Raw genomic sequence first — 24,491 nt, forward strand, 5'->3', positions numbered from 1 at the left:
TGTAAATAGTTTACATACTCGGAGAGGGATTATGGCGTTTTATGGTCTTAAAGGTACGGCAATAGATGTGCTACAAGCGATAGCCCCCGTGATAATATTATTGGTCATTTTTCAACTAGTTATTCTAAAGATGCCAATAAAAAATCCATATGAAATTGCCATTGGAATTACGATGGCAGTCATTGGGTTAATATTGTTTTTGCAAGGCATCAAACTCGGATTATTTCCCCTTGGTGAGGCAGTAGGTGCAGCGCTCCCCAAAAAAGAGGTGCTTTGGTTAATCGTCGTTTTTGCGTTGCTATTGGGATATACGGTCACCATCGCCGAACCAGCCCTAAGAATACTCGGTTTACAAGTGGAAGAACTCACCGTGGGGGTGATTTCAAAAAATCTGCTCATCAACACCGTGGCGGCCGGGGTAGCGGTTGCAGTGGCGGTGGGAATGATGAGGATCGTGTGGGGCATTCCATTACCCTACATCATAATTCCTGCATACACGTTGGCTTTGATTCTGGTCTTCTTTGCTCCTGAGGAAATTGTCGCAATTGCATTCGACTGTGGTGGCGTAACCACCGGTCCAGTGACAGTACCTCTCGTTTTGGCGTTGGGGGTGGGGCTAGCTGGAGTTTTAGGTGGACGCGATCCGATAATAGATGGATTCGGATTGATTGCATTGGCATCAGTAGGTCCAATAATTTCTGTTCTGACTATGGGGATAATAATCAAGTACATAGGAGGCTTTGCAATTGCATAAAAACACACATGATGTTATTTATGTCATCATAGGAAGGGGCGAGGCCGATAAAATCGTGGACGTTGCCAAAAATGCAGGAGCGGAGGGTGCAACCATCTTCTTCGCCAGAGGAACTGGGATTCATGAGTGCAAGAAATTTTTTGGCATACCCATCGAGTCGGAAAGAGAAGTTATCATGATTCTCATCAAAAAGCCCAAAACCGAGCAAGTGCTTGAAGCCATAGTTAAGGCTGGAGAATTAGAAAAACCAGGCAGGGGAGTGGCCTTTGTACATGAAGTCTATAAGGTAGTAGGAATCGTTCATTTGGAAGGATGCGGCGAGAAGTTAGAAAAAGATAAAAAGGATGAACAGTAGATGGGATTAGAATCTGATTTTGATGAGACTATCAAAAAGACCGTTGAATTTATAAGTTCTGGTGTAGAGAACGCAAAAAAAGACGGAGTAGTCATAGGATTAAGCGGCGGGATCGATTCTACATTAACTGCGTTCCTTTCGGTAAAAGCAATTGGCAAAGAGAATGTTTTGGGCATATTAATTCCTGAGAGGGGCGTCACCGATCCTGAAGATATTTGCGATGCAATGGAAGTTATCGAGGTACTTGACATTAAGCACAAGGCGATAGAAATATCCGGAATCCTCGATGCATTCGCTGGCGCAATTCCAGACTACGACCCCATCCTTCATATATGTAATGGAAATTTAAAGGCGAGGATACGTATGTGCGCCCTCTACTATTATGCAAACCTATTGAACAGATTGGTAATCGGAACTGGAAATAAAACCGAGGTCATCCTGGGGTATGCGACAAAATATGGCGATGGTGGAGTGGATATGCTCCCGCTGGGGGGTCTCTACAAGGCACAGGTCATGGCACTCGCCAGGCATCTTAAAGTGCCAAAGCAGATTATCGAGAAACCGCCATCTGCTGGTTTATGGAAGGGTCAAACCGATGAAAAGGAGCTGGGAATTTCATACGAAATAATCGATTCGATTTTGATGAAACTGATCGATGAGAAGAAGGCACCTGCCAATATCAAAATAGAGCTGGGCATATCTGAAGACATCATAGAACGCATCATCAAGCGCATCGAGGAGAACAAGCACAAGAGAGAGATGGTGCCCATACTGGAGATGTAGATTGACCAGCGAGAGCGTCAAATTTATATATCTTTACTTATCATAACTTATCGGTAAGTTATGGAATTTATCTTCACTAGACATGCAAAAGAAAAGATGGATTGTTTGGGGTATGCACCAAGCGAGGTCAAAGAAACGATTGTTAAGGGCATGAAAATTGGTCCTGATTCAAGAGGGAATATGCATGCTAGGATGGGCACCCTGGAAGTCGTCTTTAGAAAGTTGGATCAAAAAGTGGTTGTGATAACTGTATTCGAAGTAAAAAGGTGATTAAAATGTTAGAAAAATGCATAATGTGTGATAAGAAACTGCACCGACTCCTGCCGAGGAAACAGGTGGACTACGAAGTCTGCGGCATCAATCTAGGAAAGTTTCCAGCAGACGTCTGCTCCTGTGGAGAACAGTACTTTGATGAAGAAACGGCTGAAAGAATGACGGAAGCTGCCAGGAAAGCTGGTGTTTTTGGAATCGCAAAAAAGACGAAGATCAGCTATACCGGGAAATCATTGATGGTGCGCATACCCAAGCAAATAGCAGAGTTCGCAGATTTGAAAAATGGAAAGGAAGTTGAAATCGTTCCAGAGGGCAGAAAGAAGATTTTGGTGACGATTTTAGATTGATGATGGTGTTTGGTTTGTTTTTAAATAACGCATTATCTGGTTTAAACGATAGCTATCTCATAAGGAGATGGGGCGTCTATGAGTAGTTAAGCGAAATGGCTAACAAGACACGGTGGCAAAATGATTTGGATTCTATTTTACTATAATTCTCTTCCTGATATGCCGAAAGGATGTCTTTTATTCTCAAATGAGGTGATGCATCGAGATTTCTTCATGTGTAATCCCACAAATACCGGACACTATCAATACCCAAAGTTCGAAACATTGTCTTATGATACGGGTTGTCATCGCAGAGAAGTTAATAAATTTCTGGAACGAAATGATCCGGATCGATATGTCATATTTTATACGCGGCATACAGACTATTCTGGGAACAAGAAGAACAAAATTATAGGTTATTTTAAAGTTGGAAAACAATTTGAAAAACCTAAGGGTTTTCATGCTTCTGAACATGTTCTTTTAGCTAAGGATGGCTGCTTTGAAATAAACTACCATTCAAAGGGGATTCCCGTGAGTTGGGGCAATTCTTCTATAAAAAATGACGTTAATAACATTCTGAAGAATCTAAAAACCAAGCAAACTGTAAGTATTGCAGATAAATATCAAAAGCAAACACAGGGGATAATGAATCGATTACGGCGTGCATCTGGAAGAAAAGAGATTATAGATATTTGCGAAGGATGCGGTTTTAAAGGTCAATGTTACTGGGGTAAGAAGGCAAAACAAGATAAAGAGAGAAAACTAAAGAAACTTTATGGAAGCAATCAGGTATGCTAAACAATCTTTTAACGTCTTTATCAAAAAGAGACTCATCTGATATCATCTTCAACCAATATCAAGACGAAGACATTCGTAATAATTTACGATTATACTTCGATTATCTTCTTCAAAATAAACATGATGTGCTTCTAATAGGTGAAGCCCCCGGATATAATGGCTGTAGACTAACAGGAATACCTTTCACAAGTGGGGCGGTTATAAAGAAGTCAGAGCACAAAATATTTAAAAAAATTGGAAGTGAAATTGTACTTCATCAAGTAGTTTCTGAAAATACAGCAACAATCTTATGGGATTTTTTGGGGAGCAATAGACTGGTTCCTATTTTATGGAATGCTTTTCCATTCCACCCCAATAAAAGTAGGATACCTAAGAGCAATAGGAGACCAAATGTATTAGAAATAGAAGAAGGAAAGAAATATTTGAGAATTGTTTATGACTTATTTAAGCCTAAGAAGCTTTGTTCTCTTGGTCAAGTCGGTGAAAAAGTATTAAAGGAATTGTTTCCTAACGAAAAAATAATTTACATTCGGCATCCATCTCGTGGTGGCAAGAAAGATTTTATCGAGGGGATGTTGAAATTATATGATAGCCACATCGCTTAACGGTGGACATACAACTCACTGCGTTCGCTCAAATCCTCCGCTCTGCCTCGCACTTCGCATACCTGCCAGCCGTTAAGTGAAGAATCCACAGCACCTATCCTATATATGTCAAATAAGGCTGACAACAGGGATTTCGCATGCGTGGGACTCATTTTTATTCTTAGACATTTTGACCTTCTTGAAAAAATCATCCATCCCATTTATACCTACTTATTTTAAATCTGGTTTATGATGGACATCACCACCCCTCCACTCGAGCGCGCAATCGGCATCGAACTCTATCTGACGAAAACACATGGTATCGGTGGCAAAATCCGCCAGCGTATCGATGATTTTTGTGTAGAAGAAATTACCAATCGGATAGAGGGTACAGATGGACGTTATCTGATAGTCGAATTGACCAAGCGCGATTGGGATATGCATCATTTGATCAGAACTCTATCTAGATCGCTGGGCATCAGCCAAAAACGGTTCGGCTGGGCTGGCACAAAGGATAAAAGAGCTCTCACGAAACAGAAGATAAGCATCTGGGATGTGGACGCAGAGGAGCTTCAACGCGTTAATTTGCCTGGTGTAGAACTCAGAACGATCGGGCGCTCCAACAAAAAAGTGGCCCTGGGCGACCTGTGGGGCAATAATTTCCGAATAATAGTAAGAGATATGGATATACCCATCGAAATCGCGCGCGAAAGGATGGAGTCGATAACCAGCGAGATCGCCCAAGCAAGGGGCGTTCCGAATTTCTTTGGTGTCCAGCGATTTGGCACACTGCGCCCCATAACACATCTGGTCGGCGAGGCTCTGGTTAACTGCGACGTTGAAAAGGCTGCGCTGATATATCTCGCAAAATCGTCTTCACGAGAACCAGAGAGTACACGAACTGCCAGAGATGACCTCTTAAAAACCAGAGATTTCAAATCGGCACTAAAACGGTTTCCGACCCATCTGCGATATGAACGTGCAATGCTGAACGTTCTTGCCAGGGACCCGGACGACTATGTTGGTGCATTCAGGGTAATATCCACCGAGCTCCAGAAAATGTTCGTCCACGCATACCAGTCATACGTTTTCAACAGGATTCTGAGCCGCAGGCTCAAGATGGGCCTGCCAATAAACAGCGCAATTCCAGGAGACGTCGTCTGCTTTACAAATAAAGCAGGTTTGCCAGATGTCTCACGGATCCAGCGAACGACGGACGATAACGTCGATGGGATAAACAATTTGATTCACAAAAAAAGGGCATTCGTGACGGCACCGTTGTTAGGCTATGGCTCACAGTTTGCAGATGGCAAACCAGGCGAGGTCGAACGATGTATCATCGATGAAATGGGAATTGAACTCGACAACTTCAGAGTATCGAACATGTCAGAACTTGCGTCTAAAGGTCGCAGGAGAGAGATATTATCACTGGTCATGCCGATTACAGCTATCGATGAGGTCATGGCCATGCAGTTCTCGCTACCTAAAGGTAGTTATGCGACCATTGTGTTGCGCGAGTACATGAAAAATTGATTAGATGGCACGGCCAGTATATTCCCATGGAGGCTTTCTTCCAAATAACGCGTAAAGTACTGCGCATAATCCTTTTCTGCTGTGGCTTCGCCACCAAAGAGCAGTCTCGCAAGACTTGGCCTGTTCATATGTACTACGTGTGGCTCTCCTACGATCCCGCCAAGCTTAGCTGCGACATCAATGGCATCGTACAGATTGCCAAATCCATCGATTAGCTCCAGTTCTTTTGCATCTGCACCCAGAAATATGCGACCATCTGCGAGTTCTTTCACCTCGTTTATCGGCATTCCCCTGCCCTCTACGATCGTGTTCACAAATCTCATGTGAACTGCCATCAGGAGGTTATCTATCAACTCTATCTCTTCATCGGTAAGATTTCTCCATGGCGCCCCCATATCCTTCATCTCACCTGACTTAAAAACGTCGTATCTTACCCCCTCTTCCTCGAAGTATGCCTCTCTATTCTCAATGACCCAGATGACGCCGATGCTCCCGGTCATCGTGTCTTCACTGGCCATGATATAATCTGCCGATGCTGAAATCCAGTAGGCTCCAGACGTCGCAATGTCTCCCATCGATATCACGATTGGCTTTTCTGTTCGCTCCATCTCCGCCACAATCTCCTGGGCTGCTGCAGGTGTCCCACCTGGACTGTTAACTCTCAAAATGATTGCCTTGACGGATGAATCTCTCTCTGCATCACGGATGCTGTTGATGACATCCTCTGACGACGCAAAACCAAAACCGCCAGGTATGCTCCCAGATAGTATCGGTCCCTGAACGTGTATCACTGCGACCGATTCTCGCATGGTCCAGAAGTCGTCCACTCTCGTATCGATTACTCCAGTTGCAATCAATACTATCCCTGCCACGGTTGACACGAGCACTATTGCGATCAGGATGTATCCGATCTTTTTGTTTCTATTTGATTTATCGTCTGATATTTCACTTCCGATAACCCGTGCACCATCATCACTATTATTCTTTAGTAGGTTATCAAATTCATCCAATTCTACCACCACTTCACATTAGTACTGGCATAAATGCCGCCATCATGATAACTGCCCCTATCACAAACAAAATGACAACTGCTATTATCCCTATCACCACCGTGGCAATCGCTCTTAGCTTTGAGAACCCCTCTGCTATGCTTATGGCAAAGACTGATAGAATCAAAGCCCAAATTAAACCTATCAGAGTGATAACACCTGATAATACTGGCAATGCAATCATCACAAAAGCACTTACTGGAAGATAAACAAAATACATCGCATACGCATACCCTAAAAGCTGAAGAACTTTGTTATAACTTCCATTTCCGCCCAGCATCATAGCGATCAAGCGATATATCCCTGCTGATAACACCCACCCAATAAGACCCAAGACCAAACTGAATACGAACAATATAGTATAATCGATACCAACTCCAAGTATTTCGAACATTGCTCGCATTTCCGGCAATAGTATAGTATGCATGCCAGAAAGGATACTTGCAATTAAAACAATTATGAATGCACTCCTAATATCTTCTTTTTTTGATATATTCTCTAATGTTTCCCATGGTGAAACAATGACTCCGCCAATTTCTTCTATTAAATCTGTCATATTATTTGTCACCTTAATGAATATTGATTATACTTTGGTTATGATAGCATATAAATAATATGCCTGATTAATGATGGTGTCTGCTGGACATGTCAGAACTTTCTTTGAGCAAAATCCAGAGGATTTTGCCGATTGACCTGCCCAGTGTTTCCGTTCGCCTGACGGCGAGCAAAACAGAAAAATTTTCTAAACATTTTTTAATCGCCCCCGCAAAAATTTTCCCCCTCAAACTCCCCCAATTTTTACCTGCCTGTATTTGTCTACTCACTGGTGAGCCGTCGCTATTAAGGTACAAGGGCTTACCCCATCCTTCCAGTGCGCTGGTAACGACAAAGAACTCCCTAAAATTTTAAATAATTCTTAATTCATACCTTTTCATTAAAAGAGCGTTTGGAATAACACTTACTCACGAAGAAAATAAAGGTACGACTTTCCTAAACAATCATAATTTTATCTTTCTTAAACGTAAAGAATTAGCAACCACTGACAATGAACTGAAAACCATGGCGCCAGCGGCAATAATGGGACCGAGCATTGTGGCCAAAATTCCAAAAGCGGCCATCGGAATCGCCACTGTGTTATAGAAGAAAGCCCAGAAAAGATTTTGGCGAATTGTTTTAAAAGTTGCCCGGCTGAGTTTAATGGCTTGAACCAAAGAACTCAAATCGCCCCTAACCAAAGTAATTTCTCCGGCTTCAGTGGCAATATCTGTGCCAGTGCCAATGGCAATTCCCACATCGGCCTGGGTCAGGGCCGGACCGTCATTTATCCCATCGCCAGTCATTGCCACCAGTCCTTGTTTTTGCAACCGCTTAATTACTTCCACTTTTTCACCTGGCAAGACCTCGGCGATAACTTCTTTTATTCCAACCTGATTAGCAATGGCTTTAGCTGTTTTTTCGTTATCTCCTGTTAGCATAATGGTCTTAAATCCCATTTTATGAAGGGCTTGAACCGCTTCTTTGGCATCTTCTTTCAAAGTATCAGCCACGGCGATTACTCCTAAAACTTTTTTATCGTCCGAAATAAGCATGGCTGTTTTACTCTGTTCTTCTAATTCGCCTAATGTTCCATGGACAAAATAAATATCAATTTTATTTTCCTCCATTAATTTTTTTGTCCCGACCAAAATCTTTTTCCCGTTAATTTGTGCCTCAACTCCTTTGCCGAATATCGCTTTGAAATTTTCAACATCTATCAATTCAACTCCTTCATCTTCCGCTTTCCTGACGATTGCCTGACCCAAAGGATGTTCGGAATTTTTCTCAACAGAAGCTGCTAACTGAAGAAGATTTAGGATTTTGGATTTAGAATTTATTGGAATTATATCCGTGACGCTTGGTTTTCCTTTGGTAAGAGTGCCAGTTTTATCCAAGACAATTATTTTTATTTTTCCCATCAATTCAATCGCCTCTCCCCGGCGAATGAGAATGCCTTGTCTTGCTCCCCGGCCAATTCCCACGGTTAAAGCAGTGGGCGTGGCCAATCCCAAAGCGCAGGGGCAGGCAATAATTAAAACCGTAATTGCTGCCACAATTGCCACAAACCATTGTCCGACAATCAACCAACCAACAATAGTCAACAAGGCAATAACTAAGACAATTGGCACAAAATAAGAAGTTACTTTGTCAGCAAATTCCTGAATTGGAATGCGCGATCTTTGAGCTTCTTCAACCAATCTAACAACCTGGGCTAAAAAAGTATCTTTACCGATTTTGGTTGCTTGAATTTTTAATACCCCGTATTGATTAACCGTTGCTCCGATTGTTTCATCGCCTATTTTTTTCTCCACTGGCATTGATTCTCCTGTGGCCATTGATTCATCAACCGAAGATTGTCCTTCTATCACTTTGCCATCGGTGGGAATTTTCTCGCCGGGCCTGATAATCATAATATCCCCTACTTTGACTTCTTCAATTAACACTTCTTTTTCTTGACCGTCTACTAAAATCCGGGCGGTTTTGGACTCTAATTTCAAGAGTTCACGCAAGGCCTCTGAGGTTTTGCCTCGAGCCCTAACTTCCAAATATCGTCCCAAGAGATGAAATGCCATAATAAAAGCCGCTATTTCAAAAAAGACCGGTAGTTTCACAAAAAAACTAGCTATTCCAAAAAAGAAAGCGGCTGAAGTGCCCAGAGAAATCAAGACGTCCATATTGGCATAGAGTCGCTTTACTGCCTGAAAAGCTGAAATATGAGTTTTCCATCCTAAAATATAGACCACGATAAAAGATAAAATGGTTTCTACCCAGAGTTGGCCAAAAAACATCCTATCTAAATACATCAAAACCATTGTAAACATTAAAGGAACGCTCAAAATCAGAGCCAAGATTGCCCTGGTTTTTGCCTGCTCTATAATCTTCCTCTCTGTTTCTTCCTCTTCGCTCGTTTCTTGAACTACTTTATATCCGGTCTGCTCAACAATTTTTTTTAAGTCCTGCTCCAAAACAGCTTCTTCGCTTTCAACAAACATTTGCTCAGTGGCAAAATTCACGTTTACCGAATAAACGCCCGGATGTTTCTTAATCTGGGCTTCAATATTCCTGGCACAGGAAGCGCAATGCATGCCCTTAATTTTAATAGTAAATTTCTTAGTCATTGTTTAGTTTTTTTAACAACCTAATAATCCTTTAGTATCTTTCGCTGATGCCTAAAAACACATTTTTATTCTACGGTAATCGTGCCAACTTGTCCGGCTTCCCGATGTCAGGGAATAGCGCAATAAAATTGAAAGGTCCCTGTCTTCGTTGGAACAAACTCTACCACGGGAGAAGAACCTCGCAATGGAACATCCACCCCAAGCTCATCAATAGTGAAGGTGTGAATACCGACATTGGTGAAAGAAATTCTTACGGATTCTCCTTTCTTAACGGTTATGCTATTTGGATTAAAGAAGAAATTACCGGATGCCATCTCAATTTCTTTTACAGGCGCGGTTTGGATCTCTTGGGGAGGCGTGGGGACTACAGTTTCCCGTTGCAAAATTAAATATCCTCCGATAATTATCGCTAAAATAATAAATCCAATTGTAATTTTTTTGTTCATACTTCTTTTCCTATTATTTTATATTACCAGCCTTTCGTTTTCGTTATTGCGCAGCCAGCGCCGCTTCCCAGGATGCACTTTTCTGACATCCACGCCTAATTCTTTTTGATGGGCCCGGCCGGATTCGAACCGGCGACCTCCGCCATGTGAGGGCGACGTCATAACCAACTAGACCACGGACCCCCTTAACTTTTATTTAAAGTTTGACGCCGAGCAACCTGCAAACAGGTTGATCATTTGACCTGTTTTCGCTCCGCTTCAACAGGTCGCGCCGTTTCAACCTGCAAACCAACCTGCAAACAGGTTGATCATTTGACCTGTTTTCGCTCCGCTTCAACAGGTCGCGCCGTTCCAACCTGCAAACCAACCTTCAAAAAGGTTGATCATTTGACCTATCTCGCTTCGCTCAATACGCTGTATTGCATTGCGACGCCGAGGGAGGGATTTGAACCCTCGAGTCCCAAAGGGACACAGGTTTAGCAAACCTGCGCCATACCAGACTAGGCGACCTCGACCGAAGGCGGGCACGCTATCGGTCGCCATTTCGCATATATCCCAATGGTCCAAAAACTCGCCTCTATCCCGCATCCCTATGAGCGACAGTCATTTATGGTAGGTCTGCTCCCTTCCGGATCTAAACCGGTGCCCATAACCAAGAAGAGGGGCAATCTCTCCAGTTAGCCCCTGCGTCAAAGCTGTCCCCACAGGACGAGATTTCACCGTAAAATTTTTGGGTTGGAATATATTTGAAATATCTTCCTCAAGCTTCGCCTCATCGCATATCGACGGTTTCGAGTGACAGGCGACGCCGAACCGCCCAGGCTAGCCCGCCAAAGGTATTATAAGAAGCAAATGGCAATAAACTTATCGCACTGTACGTATATTGAGTTAACATCATGACAGAAGAATTGGTTGGATATATATCGGGCAACAGGAAAAGAGAACAAATAATACAGGCGCTCTCTAACGGCGCTCTCGAAATGAGTAAAATCGCCAAGATGGCGCGTATGCCAAAGAGATTGGCCATAAAACTCTTAGAGGACCTCGAGAGAAAAGAGTTGGTCAAAGCGGATGGAGAAACGTATTCATTGACCGAAACTGGTATTGAGATAGAGAACAGAATCCGTGGCATGTGAGGAATTAAGGGGCTGTAGGGTAGCCTGGTTATCCTAGGGGACTGGGGGTCCTCTGACTGGAGTTCAAATCTCCGCAGCCCCATCGTGCTGTTCATCCACTAAACTTTGGCCTTGAGGATAAATTTCTTGGTTGTGAGAGCGGTCTGCTTGGCATTCCAGTGGTCCTGTCCACTACAAGTTTAATCAACTGATCAATGTCCAGCTCTTTTTTGACACTTCCCCTGATATTGACGCTTAGTTTCTCTCTTTTCATCTCCTCGTCACCGATTACCACCACATACGGTATCCATTCTCTGCCTGCATCTCTTATCTTTTTGCTCACTGTCTCATCTCTTTCATCGATATCGACCCTGATCTGGTGGTTCTCCAGTTGCCCTGCAACAGTCTCGGCATACTTGATATGGCGGTCTGCGATGGAGATCAGCCTGACCTGCGTCGGAGATAGCCAGAGTGGTAGCTCAGATGTGATGCCTTGCTGTGAATCCACATGGGCCTTTTCAAGCAATGCATATATGCATCGCTCTATGGCGCCGCTGGTGGAACAATGTAAGATAATCGGCCTCTTCTCTTCGTTATCGGAATCGATGAACTTGATATCATATCGCTCTGCATTTTCCACGTCCATCTGTACAGTCGATAATGCACTGGCTTTGTCCATTGCGTCGACGAAGTTAAATTCGAACTTGAGTACGAAATAGAAGAAGCGCCTATCCCACATCTCGATCAACACGGGCTTGTCCACGATTTTGACCAATCTGCTGATGAATTTTTTATTCGATTCATAAAACTCTCTGGTGAGTCTGATGGCGACGTCGTAGTCGTCCAGACCCAGTCCAATGCCATTCAAAACATCCATGCACGTTTGATATTGTTTCTCAAACTCGCTAATGGCCTGACCCATGTCACGGCAAAGCGTATGCATGTCAGGCATCGTGAATGTGCGCAGCCTGCGCAAGCCGACCAGTTCGCCACTCTGTTCGCGTCTGAAGCTATATCTTGTCAATTCGAACATCTTCAAAGGCAGATTTCTGTACGAAATCGTCATGTCACGATTCATCAGGAATTGACCGAAACACGCCGAGAACCTCATGAACAATCGCCTTTTATCCGACTCTATCGAATATTGACGCGCAGGAAAACGGTCAAGGTATTCCTTCAACGTTGGATGTTCCATATCGTACATCAGCGGAGTCTCAACTTCCATGGCGCCGTAATCGATGGCTCTGGCAAGCACGTAATTTTCTAACAGGCTTTTCATAAGGCGCCCTTTTGGATAGAATCGCATGTTGCCAGGGTCAGATGCGGGTTCATAATCCGCTAACTCCATGCGTTGCATCAATTCCACATGCGGTGGCACTCGATCCACTGCCCTGCTCTTGGAAATCTCGTAATCCACGAGTTTCTTGAGTTTTTGATGTCTGGAGAAGTCAAATTCATCCGGATCGACCAGCGTACCATCGGTGGTCAATATATGCCAGTGTGATTCTATCTTTCTTTCTGCTTTAAGTGCCTCTGAAACCTGTTCCGTTGGCCTGATAGTCCTCGAGAGTTCTGAAAGAGGGTGCCCCTTGCAGCTGATCTTAAATGCCTTATACCAACCAAATGGGGCTCGTGCAACGTCAAAATGTGGCTTTAGCAAAGTCTCGACATCGTTAAGAACACCAAGCGCAGTTTGCGGCGATGCAAGGTCAGAGCTGAGATGGGCATAGGGATATACCATAACTTTCTTGACACCCAACTGGGCAGCGACCTTTTTGATTTCGTCTGATGCCTGACCTGCAACTCCAGCAGGGTCTGCTTTATCCACACTTTCCACCGCGATAAACGCCGTGAGAACCTCTTCCATCTTCCCCCTCTTGAACGACTCGTCAATTTTCTCGGCGACTGGAGTGCTCTTTGTTACCTCATACTCGATATAATCCGAATGGATAAGCAACAACTGCATGGTTTCACCTACTCCTGCTAAACTATGTTTTCATATTCTTAACTTTATTCATTAAATCCGACGGCATATTTGATATATGCGGTAAATGCCGCCTGCAAATCCCAGAAAAATACCAAATGCCAAGCATATCGCAAACCATTTATCGCCAAGCGATTTTCCGATGAAATAACCGATCAGTGCGCCAGCTATCACAGAAAATGCCAGTTCACCTCCAATCGATACCATCTTCAACGCTATGGGAATCTCATCTTTTGCCATGATTACATAATCATTAGCGTAGTAGATTTATATAGGCGTATGCAATATAATGTTTACATCTGTGAAACTATTGGCCATCTCGGATACACATGGAGATTTTTCGAAGATTTCGTCCATCTTAGGGCGTGCCGGTAAAGTAGATGCGATTCTCGTGGCAGGGGACATAACCAATTTTGGGCCCAAGGAAAAAGCCAAGGAGCTCTTTGATATCATGGGAAATGACCAGCCTGTAATGGCAATTCCAGGAAACTGTGACCCAAAAGGTGTGCTCGACGTTATAGAGAAATCAGGTGCAGTAAGTATACATAATTCATCTTTCAAATTTGGTGATACAACGTTCATCGGACTGGGAGGCTCGAACCCAACGCCGTTCAGTACACCGTTTGAGATGTCTGAAGACGAAATTCGAGGCATGTTGAGGAGACTATTACCACCATCACAGCGCGACGGAAGGGTCGTATTGGTATCCCATGCACCACCAAAGAATTCGCTGGATGCCATACACGGAGCTCATGTTGGAAGTGAAGCTATACGGGAAATATTAAGCCAAGTCGATCTGGTCGTCTGCGGACATATACATGAAGCACGTGGAGTTGTCAGGTCTGGAAACACGACAATCATGAACCCAGGACAAGCGTCCAGAGGACTGGCAGCGGTCGTTGACATTGGTGCGGAAATCGAGGTCGCCTTCATCGACGGAGAATGAGTTCGAGATACGACTCGCGTATCGTATTTTCTTTCTTCAATCCCAGCCTATTCAGCATTTCGAATACTCTGCCAAGGGCAGACCGATAATCCGCGCCGGACATGGACTCTATCTCGATGAACATGCCAAGGTCACACACGTCATCAATCGAAATAATCAAATCGTTTAATCGATATGTTTCCCGCACCTTGACGACCGTCGCAACCTCCTTGAAGTCAAGTGCTTTAAGCATCGCAGTCGCCTGATCTGCGTCTCCAAATGATATACAGATTTCCTCGCGCGTCTTGCTGAGCGAATCCAGTTTCGGGCCCTTATACGTCAGAGTGACGTCTTCTCCAACCCGAATGCGCAACGCCTCATCTGTCTTTGCGAAATCGCGATGGGGCGCATTGTAATATATATCGACCTGTTTCGCTTTTGATAGAAAGGTCGCGCCAAATCCTGTCAACCTGCGTCGAATTTCATCAGGGTCATCTATGGGTGATTTGATTTCTACTTCTATCATATGTTTAATGAGATGAACTTTTTTATATTAAGTAGTTGCTTAAGGTTATACTATGCCTATCAAGAACGGAGATTTTATCAAAATTTCATATACAGGACGACTGAAGAACGGGACCGTCTTCGATACGACGGATGGAAAAATCGCAAAAGAAGCAGGCACCTTCGACGAAAAGGCGAAATATGAGCCACAGCTGGTCGTGGTCGGAGCTGGACATGCAGTAAAAGGGTTAGAAGAGGACATGGTAGGAAGAGATATCGGATACGGGGGCTCTGTGGAAGTGCCACCTGAAAAGGGGTTTGGCGAGCGGAATCCAGCGTTAATCGAGACTTTTTCGATAACCAAGTTTAAAGAAAAGCCACAACCGGGAATGCAGGTCAGCATAGATGGCAGGAATGGAGTTGTGGAGACTGCAATCGGCCGTAGAGCGCGCGTTGATTTCAACCACCCTCTGGCAGGTATACTGTTAGTATATGATTACGTCATAGAAGAAAAGATAGATGATACAAAAGCCAAGATAAAAGGACTTATAAATTTGTATGCGCGTGCCGACCTCGACGTTGAAATCCAGGGCGATATAGCAAAGGTAATCGTTCCATATTCGCTATCATTTGATCAGCGCTGGATAATATCAAAACGCCAGATAGCCGATGAGATTTTGGCTCACACCGACATCAAAGAGATGCTGTATATCGAGAAATACACGAAGTCAAAAAAGGATGTGGCCAAGAAGTCTGCGAAGAAGCCCATAAAGAAATCGGCTAAAAAATCAGGCAAGAAAAAAATCAGATAAGAAGCAGGAAACCGAGAAAAAATAGCATTTGAGAAGTGATGGTGCGGCAGGTATATATGGGGAAATCAAACTAAGACTACCCCTATCTTTCTCATACTACCTCTCCTTGTTATCTCGTTACAAGCTTTAAGTGTATATTGATTCTTTATAGTAACCCTAGCTCGACGCTGGTTGTTATGGTTGTGCTGATCGGGATTGTTTCTTCTACACCACTCAATCCTACAGAAGTTTCAACCTTTGTTTTCACCGGGTTGGTGAGCTTGTCGTAGGGTATTGTGATCGTTCCTTCGAGGATTGCTGTACCTTTTGCTGGTATCGTCTTTCCAGGAATAATTCCGCTACTTATCTCTGCCCCATACTTGTCGTACATCGTTATGGACGTGTCGCCTATCCCGAAGCTGAGGTCGTTGGGGTTGGTGATGGTTATCTTGATGTCTGCGGTTGCGGTTGGAACACCTATCTTTAGTGTGACTTCAGACTTGATCTGAGGGGAAGCAAACAACCTGCTCATAGAGGGAATCTTGATGGTGGCACTCGTCTCTATGTCAAGCTCCTTCTCTATTCCAGCAGCGCCCACAACCCCACTGAGTGAAGTTATGGCCCTCTCAGCATTCAACACCCCAAAGCCTACCTGTGCTTTTCCATCGAACTCTCTTGCTTCTTGGCTTGGAACATCCCCACCTTCCATATACATTGATCCCAGCTCGGCACCAGTATCGTCATGCAACACGAGCCTCAGGTCTTTGAGTGTTATGCTGAATGGGTTCGGGTTCTGAACAGATAGCGCTATGGAGAAGAAGACGCCTTGATCGTTCACTTCATCGAGTACTATCGTCAAACTTGTTTTCGGTGCTTCAATCAGCGTTGGTGCCGTCTCAACGCAACCAGAAGTAAAAGCTACACCCACAATTAGAACCCCAAGCACGACCATAGTTCCTATCTTTCTTATCATATCTCTCCTCTATTTTTCTCGTTACAAGCTTTAAGTGTAGTTGCTGGTGATATATGATTACCTTGCCAAGCTAACGTCTTTACGTTAATCTTACTTTTGTTTTATAATCATTCTATATAAATGTGTTAGTCTGATTTTTTCAGAGAATTGAATTTTAGGACCACAGAAACTCCTCACACCCCTTAGATAAGACGTCTTTATTCATCTAAAACAATATATTTCATCTTCTTTTTAACCGATTATAAACCCTTTTCCTCAAATCGACATCGAAGAATATCACTCTTTTTTCTGATTCGTCTATCTTATAGATTATTCGATGCTTTCCAACCCTCCCCCTATAGTATCCCTTCAAATCGCCTTTCAAATTAACCCCAGAGTAGGGATTGCTTAAAATTTCCTCAACAACTTCTATAACCCTTTCTTTCACATCTGCATTGAGTTTCTTCTCTTGTTTCAGGAATGTCTTCAAAAAACGTGCTCTGTGCATCTTTACCTTAACAGCTTTTCAATCTCTTCTGGCCTGGCATCTACATAATCACCTGTTTTTAGTTCTTCCTCTCCCTTTTTTAACCTTTTCAATGTCTCCTCGTCCATGAGCACCTCCAGTGTTTCAAGAATCTGGTCTATCTTCTCATGCGTATCATATATCTCTTCAACTATCTTCATTGGTATTTGGATTGTACCAGTCTCCATAATAGTAAAATCTATTTGATCGATATATAAACCTTCGTGTAGAAAAGAGCGATTGGAATACTCAAGTTTATATCACCTTTGTGGTCTTTGCGAGCTCTTCCGCATCTTCTCTAGATAAACCGTCCCCAAGAATCGTATACCTCTCTGGGCGAATCTCATGGGCATGAACCAGTGCTTCGATGATGTATTTATCTTCGATACCCAGTTCCTTTGAGTTGGTTGGCGCACCTATGTTCCTCAGCGAGTCCCGAATGGACTGCCAATCCCCACCATGCAAGTACATCATCATGATCGTGCCCACGCCGCACTGCTCACCATGCAGAGCAGGCTTGGGTGATAGCCTATCCAGTGCATGACTGAATTTGTGCTCCGACCCGCTTGCAGGTCTGGAAGACCCAGCGATGCTCATGGCAACTCCACTCGATATCAGTGCCTTGACCACAATGCGGACAAATTTTTCCGAGCCAGGTTTGATAGAGCTAGAAGCATCAATCAATATTTGTGCGGTCATCTTGGAAAGGGCTGCTGCATATTCACTGTAGTCCGCGCCATGTAATTTGCCCAATCTCTTTGCCAGTTGCCAGTCCATAACTGCGGTATAGTTGGAGATGATGTCGCCACAACCTGACGCCAGCAATCTATACGGGGCAGACGCAATGACCTTTGTGTCAACGACGATTCCCATTGGCGCTTGTGCTGGCATCGATATGCTTTGACCGCTTTGCATGAGCGACGCTCGCGACGAAGCTATTCCATCATGAGAGGCTGTAGTGGGCACGCTTAAGAACGGAATGTTCAGCTGAGTAGATGCCAGTTTTGCTATGTCTATGCATTTGCCTCCGCCGACACCCAAGAGAAAAGCCGCACCGATATCGTTCGCCCGCCCTTTGACCCGTTCAACCTCGTGCATAGAAGCAGATAAGACCTCGATTAGGTCTGTATCACAATAACCTCCATCAGACAACAATTCAACAACGACGTCTCCTGCTATCTTTTTTGTATTCAAACCCGTTATGACCATGGCACATCCCTGGAGTTTAAGGTCATTGCAGACATTGACTATCTCGTGTATGGCATTTTGGCCGATGATGATGTTTCTGGGCAATTGCATCCATCGATTAGCGCGAGTTTGTGCAGGATGTGCCTCCAACGAATCGATGAGATTTAAGTCATCTTCTCTCAAATAAACACCCCATGATCGATATCATTAGACAATTCATCCTCAAATATTATATCGACCCCATCATATATGATACAGGCTATAATCCTGTGAATACACTGACGTTTGGCATTCTGCTATGCGTTATTCTCTTAGGGATATTAAAGTTACTGGAAAAACTAGATATCGAAATCGATCAGCAATTTATGCTCGCAGTTGTGCCATATGTCCTGGTTGGCGGAGTGCTCAGGGTCTTGGAAGACGCTGGAACATTCGCACCTCCAGTAAATTATCTGTTTGTCACACCGCTGGTCCAATTTTTTGTGCTCATCGTATGTATCATTATACTATTGGCATTGGCCAGACTACGTCAAACCAATAAAATAGATGCCATCACGCCGATGTTTGGGTATGTTGGAATTACTTGGTTCGTTCTTAGCACTTTGATTCTGCTCTTAAAAACAGAGGTGGTTTTCCCGTGGGTTCCAGTTGCAGTTATGGGAATTGCAACGGTTCTTACATCAGCGGTATATCTTACGGGGAGGCGGTCAAAATTCTTCAACGATCGTTTCAGCATCTTCATCATCTGGTCGCACCTTTTCGATGCATCCTCTACTCACATAGGGGTAGACTTTCTGGATTATCTCGAAAAACACATATTACCGGCGCTTCTAATAGAATTGAGTGGCACTGCGATGGTGATGTATCCGTTGAAGCTCGTCGTGGTCATTCCGATTTTGTATATCCTCAACACCCAGTTTAAGGATACGAACGATAGACTCGGCAATATATTAAAACTGGCGATTCTGATGATGGGGCTATCTCCTGGATTGAGGAATACATTAAGAATGATGTTGGGGATATGAGGTTATTATGGTGAAATCAAAATCACTTCCAAAAAAAGAAGATTTCAGTGAGTGGTACAACGAGATACTTTCCGTGGCAGAAATCACAGACGTTAGATACCCTATCAAAGGACTCTGTGTGTGGCATCCATTTGGCTTCGCGCTCAGAGACAAGGTGTATGCCATTTTAAAGTCATTGTTGGACGCAGACCATCAAGAGGCTCTTTTTCCGCTGCTGATACCAGAAAATGAGTTCATGAAAGAGGCGGAACACATCCGTGGTTTTGAGAATGAGGTCTATTGGGTCACAAAAGGCGGGTCCACTCCTTTAGAAGTCCAACTGGCACTGCGTCCAACATCGGAAACTGCAATATATCCCATGTTCAAGCTCTGGATACGTTCACATGTCGATCTGCCATTGAGGATATATCAAATAGTAAATACGTTCAGATATGAGACAAAGCATACGCGTCCGCTCATACGGCTCAGGGAAATCACATCGTTTAAAGAGGCACATACAGCTCACACGACATGGGATGATGCTGAGAATCAGGTGCGCGAAGCGATGCGAGTCTATTCTGAGTTTTACAGTCGGCTGGCAGTTCCACACGTCATAACCAAACGTCCGCAGTGGGACAAATTTCCAGGAGCGGATTACACGATGGCGGTGGACACCCTGATGCCCGATGGGAAGACACTCCAGATCGGAACGATTCACCATCTGGGCACCAATTTCGCCAAGACGTTTGACATTCAATATGAGGATGTCAATGGCGAGCAGCAGTATGTCCACCAAACGTGTTATGGCATTTCAGAACGGTGTATTGCGGCGGTAATAGCGGTACACGGCGACGACGGGGGACTGGTGCTGCCGCCGGAGGTTGCGCCGACCCAAGTCGTCATAATTCCCATTCTTTTTGGCTCTGGAAGAGAAATACTACATGCGTGTAAACACGTTCGTGAGATGTTAAGCGGCGCTGGTTTTAGGGTTGTTCTGGACGACTCGGACGAGAGACCGGGTGCCAAGTATTTCAAGTGGGAGATGAAAGGCGTTCCTTTGAGGATAGAGATTGGTCCGCGAGACCTGAAGGAAAAGATGGTTACGCTCGTGCAGAGGGATACCTTTGGGAAGGAATCTATACCGCAATCCGAATTAGTTGAGGCGATAGGACAAAAGCTGGAGGAAATACATGCAAACCTCTATGAGCAGGCGAGAATATCATTCAATGCGAGAATCGTCGATTGTAAGGAGATGGGCGAGGCGAAAGTCGCAGTTAAGAAGGGCATAGCCAAGGTCAACTGGTGCGGCGAAGAAGAGTGTGGCATGAAAATGGAAGATGCTGCCGATGCAGACATGCTCGGTGAGTTGGCGCAGACCAAAAAGGGAAAGTGCCCCATCTGCAACAAGGAAACGAACAAGGTCGTGTTGATGGCGAGGGCGTATTAGGGCATAAAAGCTCAAAAACTACTGAGATATATACTCATGTAAGCACCAGAGATTTAGGCAGGATTAAGAGTCCTCTGGATAACTTACAGATAAGGGGCGGGGAAGATAAGATGATTAAAGATGGAGAAGTTCGACCAGAGGGATGTATATGCGAACCATGTTCTGATATAATACCAAAATGGAAGGATAGAGAAGTTCGCATAGGAAGGGAGGAAATGATAGAGGTCAAGAGAGATGAAGAAAGGATTAGAATCTCTTTTCCTTATAATCCAAACTACATCACAAAAATTAAAACTATCGCAGGATACAGATGGCATCCAGAGGAGAGATGCTGGAGTGTGCCCTATTCCAAGCTTGAAACACTCTTATCTGTTTTTGATGGAGAAAATCTGGTAATTGACCCTATTATACATTTAGACGAGTTGAAGAAGGAACTTGTGCTAAGGAAATACAGTCAGAGAACGGTAAAACTGTATTTGTATCATAACAAGGAGTTTCTGGAAGTCTCCAAGAAGAATCCTTATGCAGTGTCCGATGAGGATATAAGAGATTATCTGTATCATCTGGTGAATGACAGGGAGGCTTCTGCATCCACTTTAAACACCGCAATCAATGCGCTGAAGTTTTATTATGGCGAGATTTTAAAGCAGAGAAGCGACCGAGGAAGGATAAGAAGTTGCCGGTTGTATTGAGTCAGGAGGAGGTTTCTCAAATACTTTCATCTGTAAATAACATAAAACACAAAGTAATCTTAATGCTTATTTATTCTGCAGGCTTAAGAGTAAGTGAGGTAGTGAAGTTGAAGCCAGCGGATATTGATATTCAAAGGAAGCTTATTCACGTTAAGGGTGCGAAAGGGAGAAAGGACAGGTATACGATTCTATCGGATGTGGCAATTGAAACTTTGGGTTTGTATTTAAAGATGTATCAACCGGAAAAGTGGGTTTTTCCCGGACAAAAAGAAGGGCTGCACATTACAACAAGAACAGTGCAAAGGATATTTGAAGATGCTATCAAAAAAGCGGATATTGATAAAGAAGTTAGTGTTCACTCGCTAAGGCACAGCTTCGCTACTCACCTCTTAGAAAGCGGAGTGGATTTGAGGTATATTCAAGAACTGCTGGGGCATAAGAACAGTAAAACAACGGAGATATACACACATGTAAGCAATAAAGATTTGAGTAAGATAAAAAGCCCGCTAGATTTAATAATGAAGAATTCGTATATTGAAAATAAGGTTGAAGGAGATGAAGGTTATCAGTCTGCTAAAGGGAGGTATATACGAAGTAAGTTTCAGATATAATCCCAAAATGGAAGGATATACGACATTAATGTCGGATATACCGAAGTTATATGAAATGGCGTTGAAGGAGTAAAATATGGAAGAAAAAAGTCCAACGCAAAAAGCATGGGAAACAATGAGAAATAAGGGTCCAGGGAAAAAATCTGCATATACAAAAAAGCGTAAGGAAGGTGCTAGAAAAGCAGCTGTAAAGGTCAAAAATAAACAGTGGGAAATTGAAAAAGTGGAATATTTAAAGGCATTAAAAGAAAAGGCGATGCCAGATACATGTGTTGTTTGTGGCGATAGCAGACTATTTGTTCTTCAGGTTCATCATGCAGACCCTGAGAAAAAAATTGAAGTAATGCTGTGTGCAAATTGCCACGATACAGTTAGACGAGGTACTTTCGGGGATTTGAGGGAAGCGCACAAGGGAGACGATGAATGAATTATATCGATACGCCACTTCATATCACACAGCATAAAAGGTTCGCCCTTCGGGCTCACCCAAATTTTTGTTTCGCAAAAACTTCTTTTATGCTGAAACCGTTATATGAAATCGTGGACTTCTGGCGCAAAAATGATAAATATAAAAAGTATAAATCTATAACTAAAACTAAAGGAGGTAAAACTATGAGAAAGACAATTGAAAATCTGACAAGGGCTTTTATCGGTGAAAGCCAGGCAAGGAATAGATATACTTTCTATTCCAAAATTGCCAAAAAAGAAGGGTTTGAACAGATCGCTGAGATTTTTCTCATCACCGCAGAAAACGAGAAAGAACATGCAAGCTGGTTATTTAAGTTAATTAACGAGTTGAAAAAGAAGAGCAAGGAAAACCTTGATGAAATAAAGGTTGAGGCAGTAGCCCCAACAATACTTGGCACAACAGCTGAGAATTTGAAAGCAGCAATTGCTGGCGAAAATTATGAGTACACAAAAATGTATCCGGAATTTGCTGATGTTGCTGAAAAAGAAGGATTTCCTGAAATTGCCAAAAGGCTAAGAGCGATTGCGGTAGCTGAACAACATCATGAGGAGAGATACAAGAAACTTTTGAAAGAAGTTGAAGCAGGAACAGTGTTCAAAAAAGAGAAAGAAGTGTGGTGGGTTTGTCGTGAATGTGGATATGTTTATTTTGGAACAATGCCGCCGGAAAGATGTCCATCTTGCGACCACGGAAGAAGCTTTTATCAAATTAAATGTGAAGAATATTAAAATTAAGGAAGTAACAATATATGACAATTCAAAAAGAAATCTACAAATACGAGGATTTTAATCATCTTCTTGGTACTAAAGGATTTAGCGATACGTTGCTAAAGAACCATTTCGCTCTGTATCAGGGTTATGTCAATAATATAAATAAAATTATTGAATTGCTTGAAAAGACTGATAAAACATCACCTGAATTTGCAGAGATGAAGCGCAGGCTCGGCTGGGAATTTAATGGCATGCGACTTCATGAATTATATTTTGGAAATATGAAAAGAGGAGGCGCCGCAATTGATAAAAATCATGCGCTTTTCAAAAAAAATACAGTAGACTTCGGCTCATTTGAAGCATGGGAAAAAGACTTTAAGGCAATAGGTGCAATGCGCGGCATTGGCTGGGTGATATTATATCATGACCCTGATTCAGACAGGCTTTTCAATGTTTGGATAAATGAACATGATGTGGGACATATTTCAGGTGCGAAACCTCTGCTGGTTATGGACATATTTGAGCACGCCTATATGGTTGATTACGGCCTGAAAAAGGCGGATTATATTACTGCATTCTTTAATGCAATTGACTGGGGAGTAGTAGAAAAAAGGTTTATAAAATAATAATCAATAGCATAATTACGAAAAATACTGTTGATGTTTCTATGGTTTATAGAGAGCATAAATTTATGACGCCCTTCGTCCACGACTCTACCCCCGCCCTTTCTGTAAAAGGGCGGGGTTGCCCTTCGGGTCATATAACAGCGGATAAAGGGGAAATCCCTGTCTGCCGACAGGCAGGAAAGATTTCCCTAAATTGCCTTCGGCAACTTCTTTTAGCCTTGAACGTTAGGCGAAATGCTCACTATGGGACGTAAAAAATATGTCAGCTTTTGAAATCTTAATTAACAACTGGGAATTGGTAGTAGCTCTTACATTTGCATTTTTGGTTGGAGCTATTGCTGGGCTAATGTTTTTGGCTATTAATAAAGATAAAGCGCTGAAATTTGGTGTAAAGGTTGATCAACTCAGGAAGCCGGTCGGAAAGACCCTCTTTAAAATCTTGAGAAAACCCCAAGGTGTTTTTAAGGCTATTCTATTTATTTTCGCTGTAAACTTAATAGGTGGTGCCGGTATGTACGCTACCTTAGGAGGAGTCTTGATCGTTCCCCTGCTTCTCTGGTTGGCTTTGGTAGGGCTTCTTGTAGTTTTAGTTGTGGTAAAAGAGCCACAAAGACTGCCTGTTGCTATTCGAGTAGTTCCCTTTGAAATAGGCGCATTCATAGTTGCGGGCGTTGGAGGAATGAACATAGGGATAAATTTTATTTTTGGTGGAGATGTAGGATTGGCAATAAGGGAGTGGATAACCCTGTTTTACACTTTGGTTATTCCTCTACAGTTCATTGGGGCATTTTTTGAAGGGATTATGGCTCATCGGGTCTACATAGTGCAGCAAAAACCATTACCAGAATGGTTATCAGAAGATTAACAAAATGAGTGCCCCTTCGTTCGCAC

31 protein-coding genes, 3 tRNA genes and 1 other RNA gene are annotated in these 24,491 nt (G+C 43.2%); 20 read left to right on the forward strand and 15 right to left on the reverse strand.

The window, feature by feature from the left end:
* Positions 1-31: 31 nt before the first annotated feature.
* From BME93_06630 to truD, 8 genes are all read left to right on the forward strand, one after another.
* Positions 32-754, forward strand: a complete 723-nt coding sequence (locus tag BME93_06630; protein ID WRQ72916.1) for a DUF1538 domain-containing protein — start codon at positions 32-34, stop codon at positions 752-754.
* On the forward strand, positions 747-1,109 hold the full coding sequence (locus BME93_06635) for a P-II family nitrogen regulator (protein WRQ72917.1): 363 nt from the start codon (positions 747-749) through the stop codon (positions 1,107-1,109). The genes BME93_06630 and BME93_06635 overlap by 8 nt, the downstream gene beginning before the upstream one ends.
* Positions 1,110-1,892 (forward strand): NAD+ synthase, encoded by a 783-nt coding sequence (locus BME93_06640; GenBank protein ID WRQ72918.1) that lies wholly within the window; start codon positions 1,110-1,112, stop codon positions 1,890-1,892.
* Between the two features lie 60 nt (positions 1,893-1,952).
* Positions 1,953-2,162, forward strand: coding sequence for a DUF4258 domain-containing protein (locus BME93_06645; GenBank protein ID WRQ72919.1), 210 nt, complete (start codon positions 1,953-1,955; stop codon positions 2,160-2,162).
* Between the two features lie 5 nt (positions 2,163-2,167).
* Positions 2,168-2,512 (forward strand): AbrB/MazE/SpoVT family DNA-binding domain-containing protein, encoded by a 345-nt coding sequence (locus tag BME93_06650; protein ID WRQ72920.1) that lies wholly within the window; start codon positions 2,168-2,170, stop codon positions 2,510-2,512.
* Between the two features lie 120 nt (positions 2,513-2,632).
* Positions 2,633-3,289 (forward strand): hypothetical protein, encoded by a 657-nt coding sequence (locus BME93_06655; protein ID WRQ72921.1) that lies wholly within the window; start codon positions 2,633-2,635, stop codon positions 3,287-3,289.
* On the forward strand, positions 3,283-3,894 hold the full coding sequence (locus tag BME93_06660) for a uracil-DNA glycosylase (protein WRQ72922.1): 612 nt from the start codon (positions 3,283-3,285) through the stop codon (positions 3,892-3,894). Before BME93_06655 ends, BME93_06660 begins: the two co-directional genes overlap by 7 nt.
* A 228-nt stretch (positions 3,895-4,122) precedes the next feature.
* Complete coding sequence (gene truD / locus BME93_06665; protein WRQ72923.1) at positions 4,123-5,406, forward strand: tRNA pseudouridine(13) synthase TruD; 1,284 nt, start codon at positions 4,123-4,125, stop codon at positions 5,404-5,406.
* Here truD and sppA read toward each other — a convergent pair.
* From sppA to ffs, 8 genes are all read right to left on the reverse strand, one after another.
* Positions 5,367-6,425: a signal peptide peptidase SppA gene (gene sppA, locus BME93_06670; protein ID WRQ72924.1), complete on the reverse strand. Its 1,059-nt coding sequence runs from the start codon at positions 6,423-6,425 to the stop codon at positions 5,367-5,369. The two genes, truD and sppA, sit on opposite strands and share 40 nt — an antisense overlap.
* 4 nt (positions 6,426-6,429) lie before the next feature.
* Positions 6,430-7,011 carry a Yip1 family protein gene (locus BME93_06675; protein WRQ72925.1) on the reverse strand — a complete coding sequence of 194 codons (582 nt, stop codon included), beginning with the start codon at positions 7,009-7,011 and terminating at the stop codon, positions 6,430-6,432.
* Between the two features lie 67 nt (positions 7,012-7,078).
* The gene (locus BME93_06680) at positions 7,079-7,306 is read right to left on the reverse strand and encodes a hypothetical protein (GenBank protein WRQ72926.1); all 228 of its coding nucleotides are present in this window, start codon (positions 7,304-7,306) and stop codon (positions 7,079-7,081) included.
* Between the two features lie 147 nt (positions 7,307-7,453).
* A complete protein-coding gene (locus tag BME93_06685) occupies positions 7,454-9,610 on the reverse strand; it encodes a heavy metal translocating P-type ATPase (GenBank protein ID WRQ72927.1) in 2,157 nt (718 codons plus the stop codon).
* A gap of 107 nt (positions 9,611-9,717) precedes the next feature.
* Positions 9,718-10,056, reverse strand: a complete 339-nt coding sequence (locus BME93_06690; protein WRQ72928.1) for a cupredoxin domain-containing protein — start codon at positions 10,054-10,056, stop codon at positions 9,718-9,720.
* Between the two features lie 109 nt (positions 10,057-10,165).
* A tRNA-Val gene (locus BME93_06695) sits at positions 10,166-10,239 on the reverse strand.
* A gap of 247 nt (positions 10,240-10,486) precedes the next feature.
* Positions 10,487-10,571: transfer RNA gene (locus BME93_06700), tRNA-Ser, on the reverse strand.
* Between the two features lie 3 nt (positions 10,572-10,574).
* An RNA gene (ffs, locus tag BME93_06705) (signal recognition particle sRNA) lies at positions 10,575-10,889 on the reverse strand.
* A gap of 63 nt (positions 10,890-10,952) precedes the next feature.
* Here ffs and BME93_06710 point away from each other — a divergent pair.
* Together BME93_06710 and BME93_06715 are read left to right on the forward strand one after the other, a co-directional pair.
* The gene (locus tag BME93_06710) at positions 10,953-11,192 is read left to right on the forward strand and encodes a winged helix-turn-helix domain-containing protein (GenBank protein WRQ72929.1); all 240 of its coding nucleotides are present in this window, start codon (positions 10,953-10,955) and stop codon (positions 11,190-11,192) included.
* 8 nt (positions 11,193-11,200) lie between these two features.
* A tRNA-Pro gene (locus BME93_06715) sits at positions 11,201-11,274 on the forward strand.
* 9 nt (positions 11,275-11,283) lie between these two features.
* Here the strand turns inward: BME93_06715 and BME93_06720 are convergent.
* Entirely contained in the window at positions 11,284-13,137 is a 1,854-nt protein-coding gene (locus BME93_06720; GenBank protein WRQ72930.1) for a threonine--tRNA ligase, read from the reverse strand.
* Positions 13,138-13,188: 51 nt separating this feature from the next.
* Positions 13,189-13,395 (reverse strand): AtpZ/AtpI family protein, encoded by a 207-nt coding sequence (locus BME93_06725; GenBank protein WRQ72931.1) that lies wholly within the window; start codon positions 13,393-13,395, stop codon positions 13,189-13,191.
* A 61-nt stretch (positions 13,396-13,456) separates the two neighbouring features.
* Here BME93_06725 and BME93_06730 point away from each other — a divergent pair, with 61 nt between their 5' ends.
* Positions 13,457-14,101, forward strand: a complete 645-nt coding sequence (locus BME93_06730) for a metallophosphoesterase (GenBank protein ID WRQ72932.1) — start codon at positions 13,457-13,459, stop codon at positions 14,099-14,101.
* On the opposite strand, the gene cyaB is transcribed toward BME93_06730, so the two are convergent.
* Positions 14,085-14,606, reverse strand: a complete 522-nt coding sequence (gene cyaB, locus BME93_06735) for a class IV adenylate cyclase (protein WRQ72933.1) — start codon at positions 14,604-14,606, stop codon at positions 14,085-14,087. The genes BME93_06730 and cyaB overlap by 17 nt on opposite strands.
* Positions 14,607-14,658: 52 nt before the next feature.
* Between cyaB and BME93_06740 the strand changes: the two genes are divergently transcribed.
* A complete protein-coding gene (locus BME93_06740) occupies positions 14,659-15,396 on the forward strand; it encodes a peptidylprolyl isomerase (GenBank protein WRQ72934.1) in 738 nt (245 codons plus the stop codon).
* Positions 15,397-15,541: 145 nt separating this feature from the next.
* Here the strand turns inward: BME93_06740 and BME93_06745 are convergent, their stop codons facing one another.
* The 4 genes from BME93_06745 to BME93_06760 all read right to left on the reverse strand — a co-directional run bounded on the left by BME93_06745 (position 15,542) and on the right by BME93_06760 (position 18,191).
* Positions 15,542-16,348 (reverse strand): LEA type 2 family protein, encoded by an 807-nt coding sequence (locus tag BME93_06745; GenBank protein WRQ72935.1) that lies wholly within the window; start codon positions 16,346-16,348, stop codon positions 15,542-15,544.
* A 220-nt stretch (positions 16,349-16,568) separates the two neighbouring features.
* Positions 16,569-16,835, reverse strand: a complete 267-nt coding sequence (locus tag BME93_06750; GenBank protein WRQ72936.1) for a type II toxin-antitoxin system RelE/ParE family toxin — start codon at positions 16,833-16,835, stop codon at positions 16,569-16,571.
* Between the two features lie 2 nt (positions 16,836-16,837).
* Positions 16,838-17,041 (reverse strand): hypothetical protein, encoded by a 204-nt coding sequence (locus BME93_06755; GenBank protein ID WRQ72937.1) that lies wholly within the window; start codon positions 17,039-17,041, stop codon positions 16,838-16,840.
* 67 nt (positions 17,042-17,108) lie between these two features.
* Complete coding sequence (locus BME93_06760; protein ID WRQ72966.1) at positions 17,109-18,191, reverse strand: NAD(P)-dependent glycerol-1-phosphate dehydrogenase; 1,083 nt, start codon at positions 18,189-18,191, stop codon at positions 17,109-17,111.
* A 44-nt stretch (positions 18,192-18,235) separates the two neighbouring features.
* Between BME93_06760 and BME93_06765 the strand changes: the two genes are divergently transcribed.
* The 8 genes from BME93_06765 (at position 18,236) to BME93_06800 (ending at position 24,465) form a co-directional block, all read left to right on the forward strand.
* Positions 18,236-19,066 carry a DUF63 family protein gene (locus BME93_06765; protein ID WRQ72938.1) on the forward strand — a complete coding sequence of 277 codons (831 nt, stop codon included), beginning with the start codon at positions 18,236-18,238 and terminating at the stop codon, positions 19,064-19,066.
* Between the two features lie 7 nt (positions 19,067-19,073).
* Positions 19,074-20,492: a proline--tRNA ligase gene (proS, locus tag BME93_06770; GenBank protein WRQ72939.1), complete on the forward strand. Its 1,419-nt coding sequence runs from the start codon at positions 19,074-19,076 to the stop codon at positions 20,490-20,492.
* Positions 20,493-20,602: 110 nt separating this feature from the next.
* Positions 20,603-21,184 carry a site-specific integrase gene (locus BME93_06775; GenBank protein ID WRQ72940.1) on the forward strand — a complete coding sequence of 194 codons (582 nt, stop codon included), beginning with the start codon at positions 20,603-20,605 and terminating at the stop codon, positions 21,182-21,184.
* Positions 21,169-21,795, forward strand: a complete 627-nt coding sequence (locus BME93_06780; protein WRQ72941.1) for a tyrosine-type recombinase/integrase — start codon at positions 21,169-21,171, stop codon at positions 21,793-21,795. The genes BME93_06775 and BME93_06780 overlap by 16 nt, the downstream gene beginning before the upstream one ends.
* Positions 21,796-21,871: 76 nt before the next feature.
* A complete protein-coding gene (locus tag BME93_06785) occupies positions 21,872-22,222 on the forward strand; it encodes a hypothetical protein (protein ID WRQ72942.1) in 351 nt (116 codons plus the stop codon).
* The gene (locus tag BME93_06790; protein WRQ72943.1) at positions 22,219-22,992 is read left to right on the forward strand and encodes a ferritin family protein; all 774 of its coding nucleotides are present in this window, start codon (positions 22,219-22,221) and stop codon (positions 22,990-22,992) included. The genes BME93_06785 and BME93_06790 overlap by 4 nt, the downstream gene beginning before the upstream one ends.
* 20 nt (positions 22,993-23,012) lie before the next feature.
* A complete protein-coding gene (locus BME93_06795; protein WRQ72944.1) occupies positions 23,013-23,600 on the forward strand; it encodes a Fe-Mn family superoxide dismutase in 588 nt (195 codons plus the stop codon).
* Between the two features lie 259 nt (positions 23,601-23,859).
* Positions 23,860-24,465, forward strand: a complete 606-nt coding sequence (locus BME93_06800; protein ID WRQ72945.1) for a hypothetical protein — start codon at positions 23,860-23,862, stop codon at positions 24,463-24,465.
* Positions 24,466-24,491 lie beyond the last annotated feature (26 nt).

It is taken from the genome of Methanosarcinales archaeon Met12, from assembly GCA_002813105.2.
GTDB lineage: Archaea > Halobacteriota > UBA148 > UBA148 > JAJOKI01 > JAJOKI01.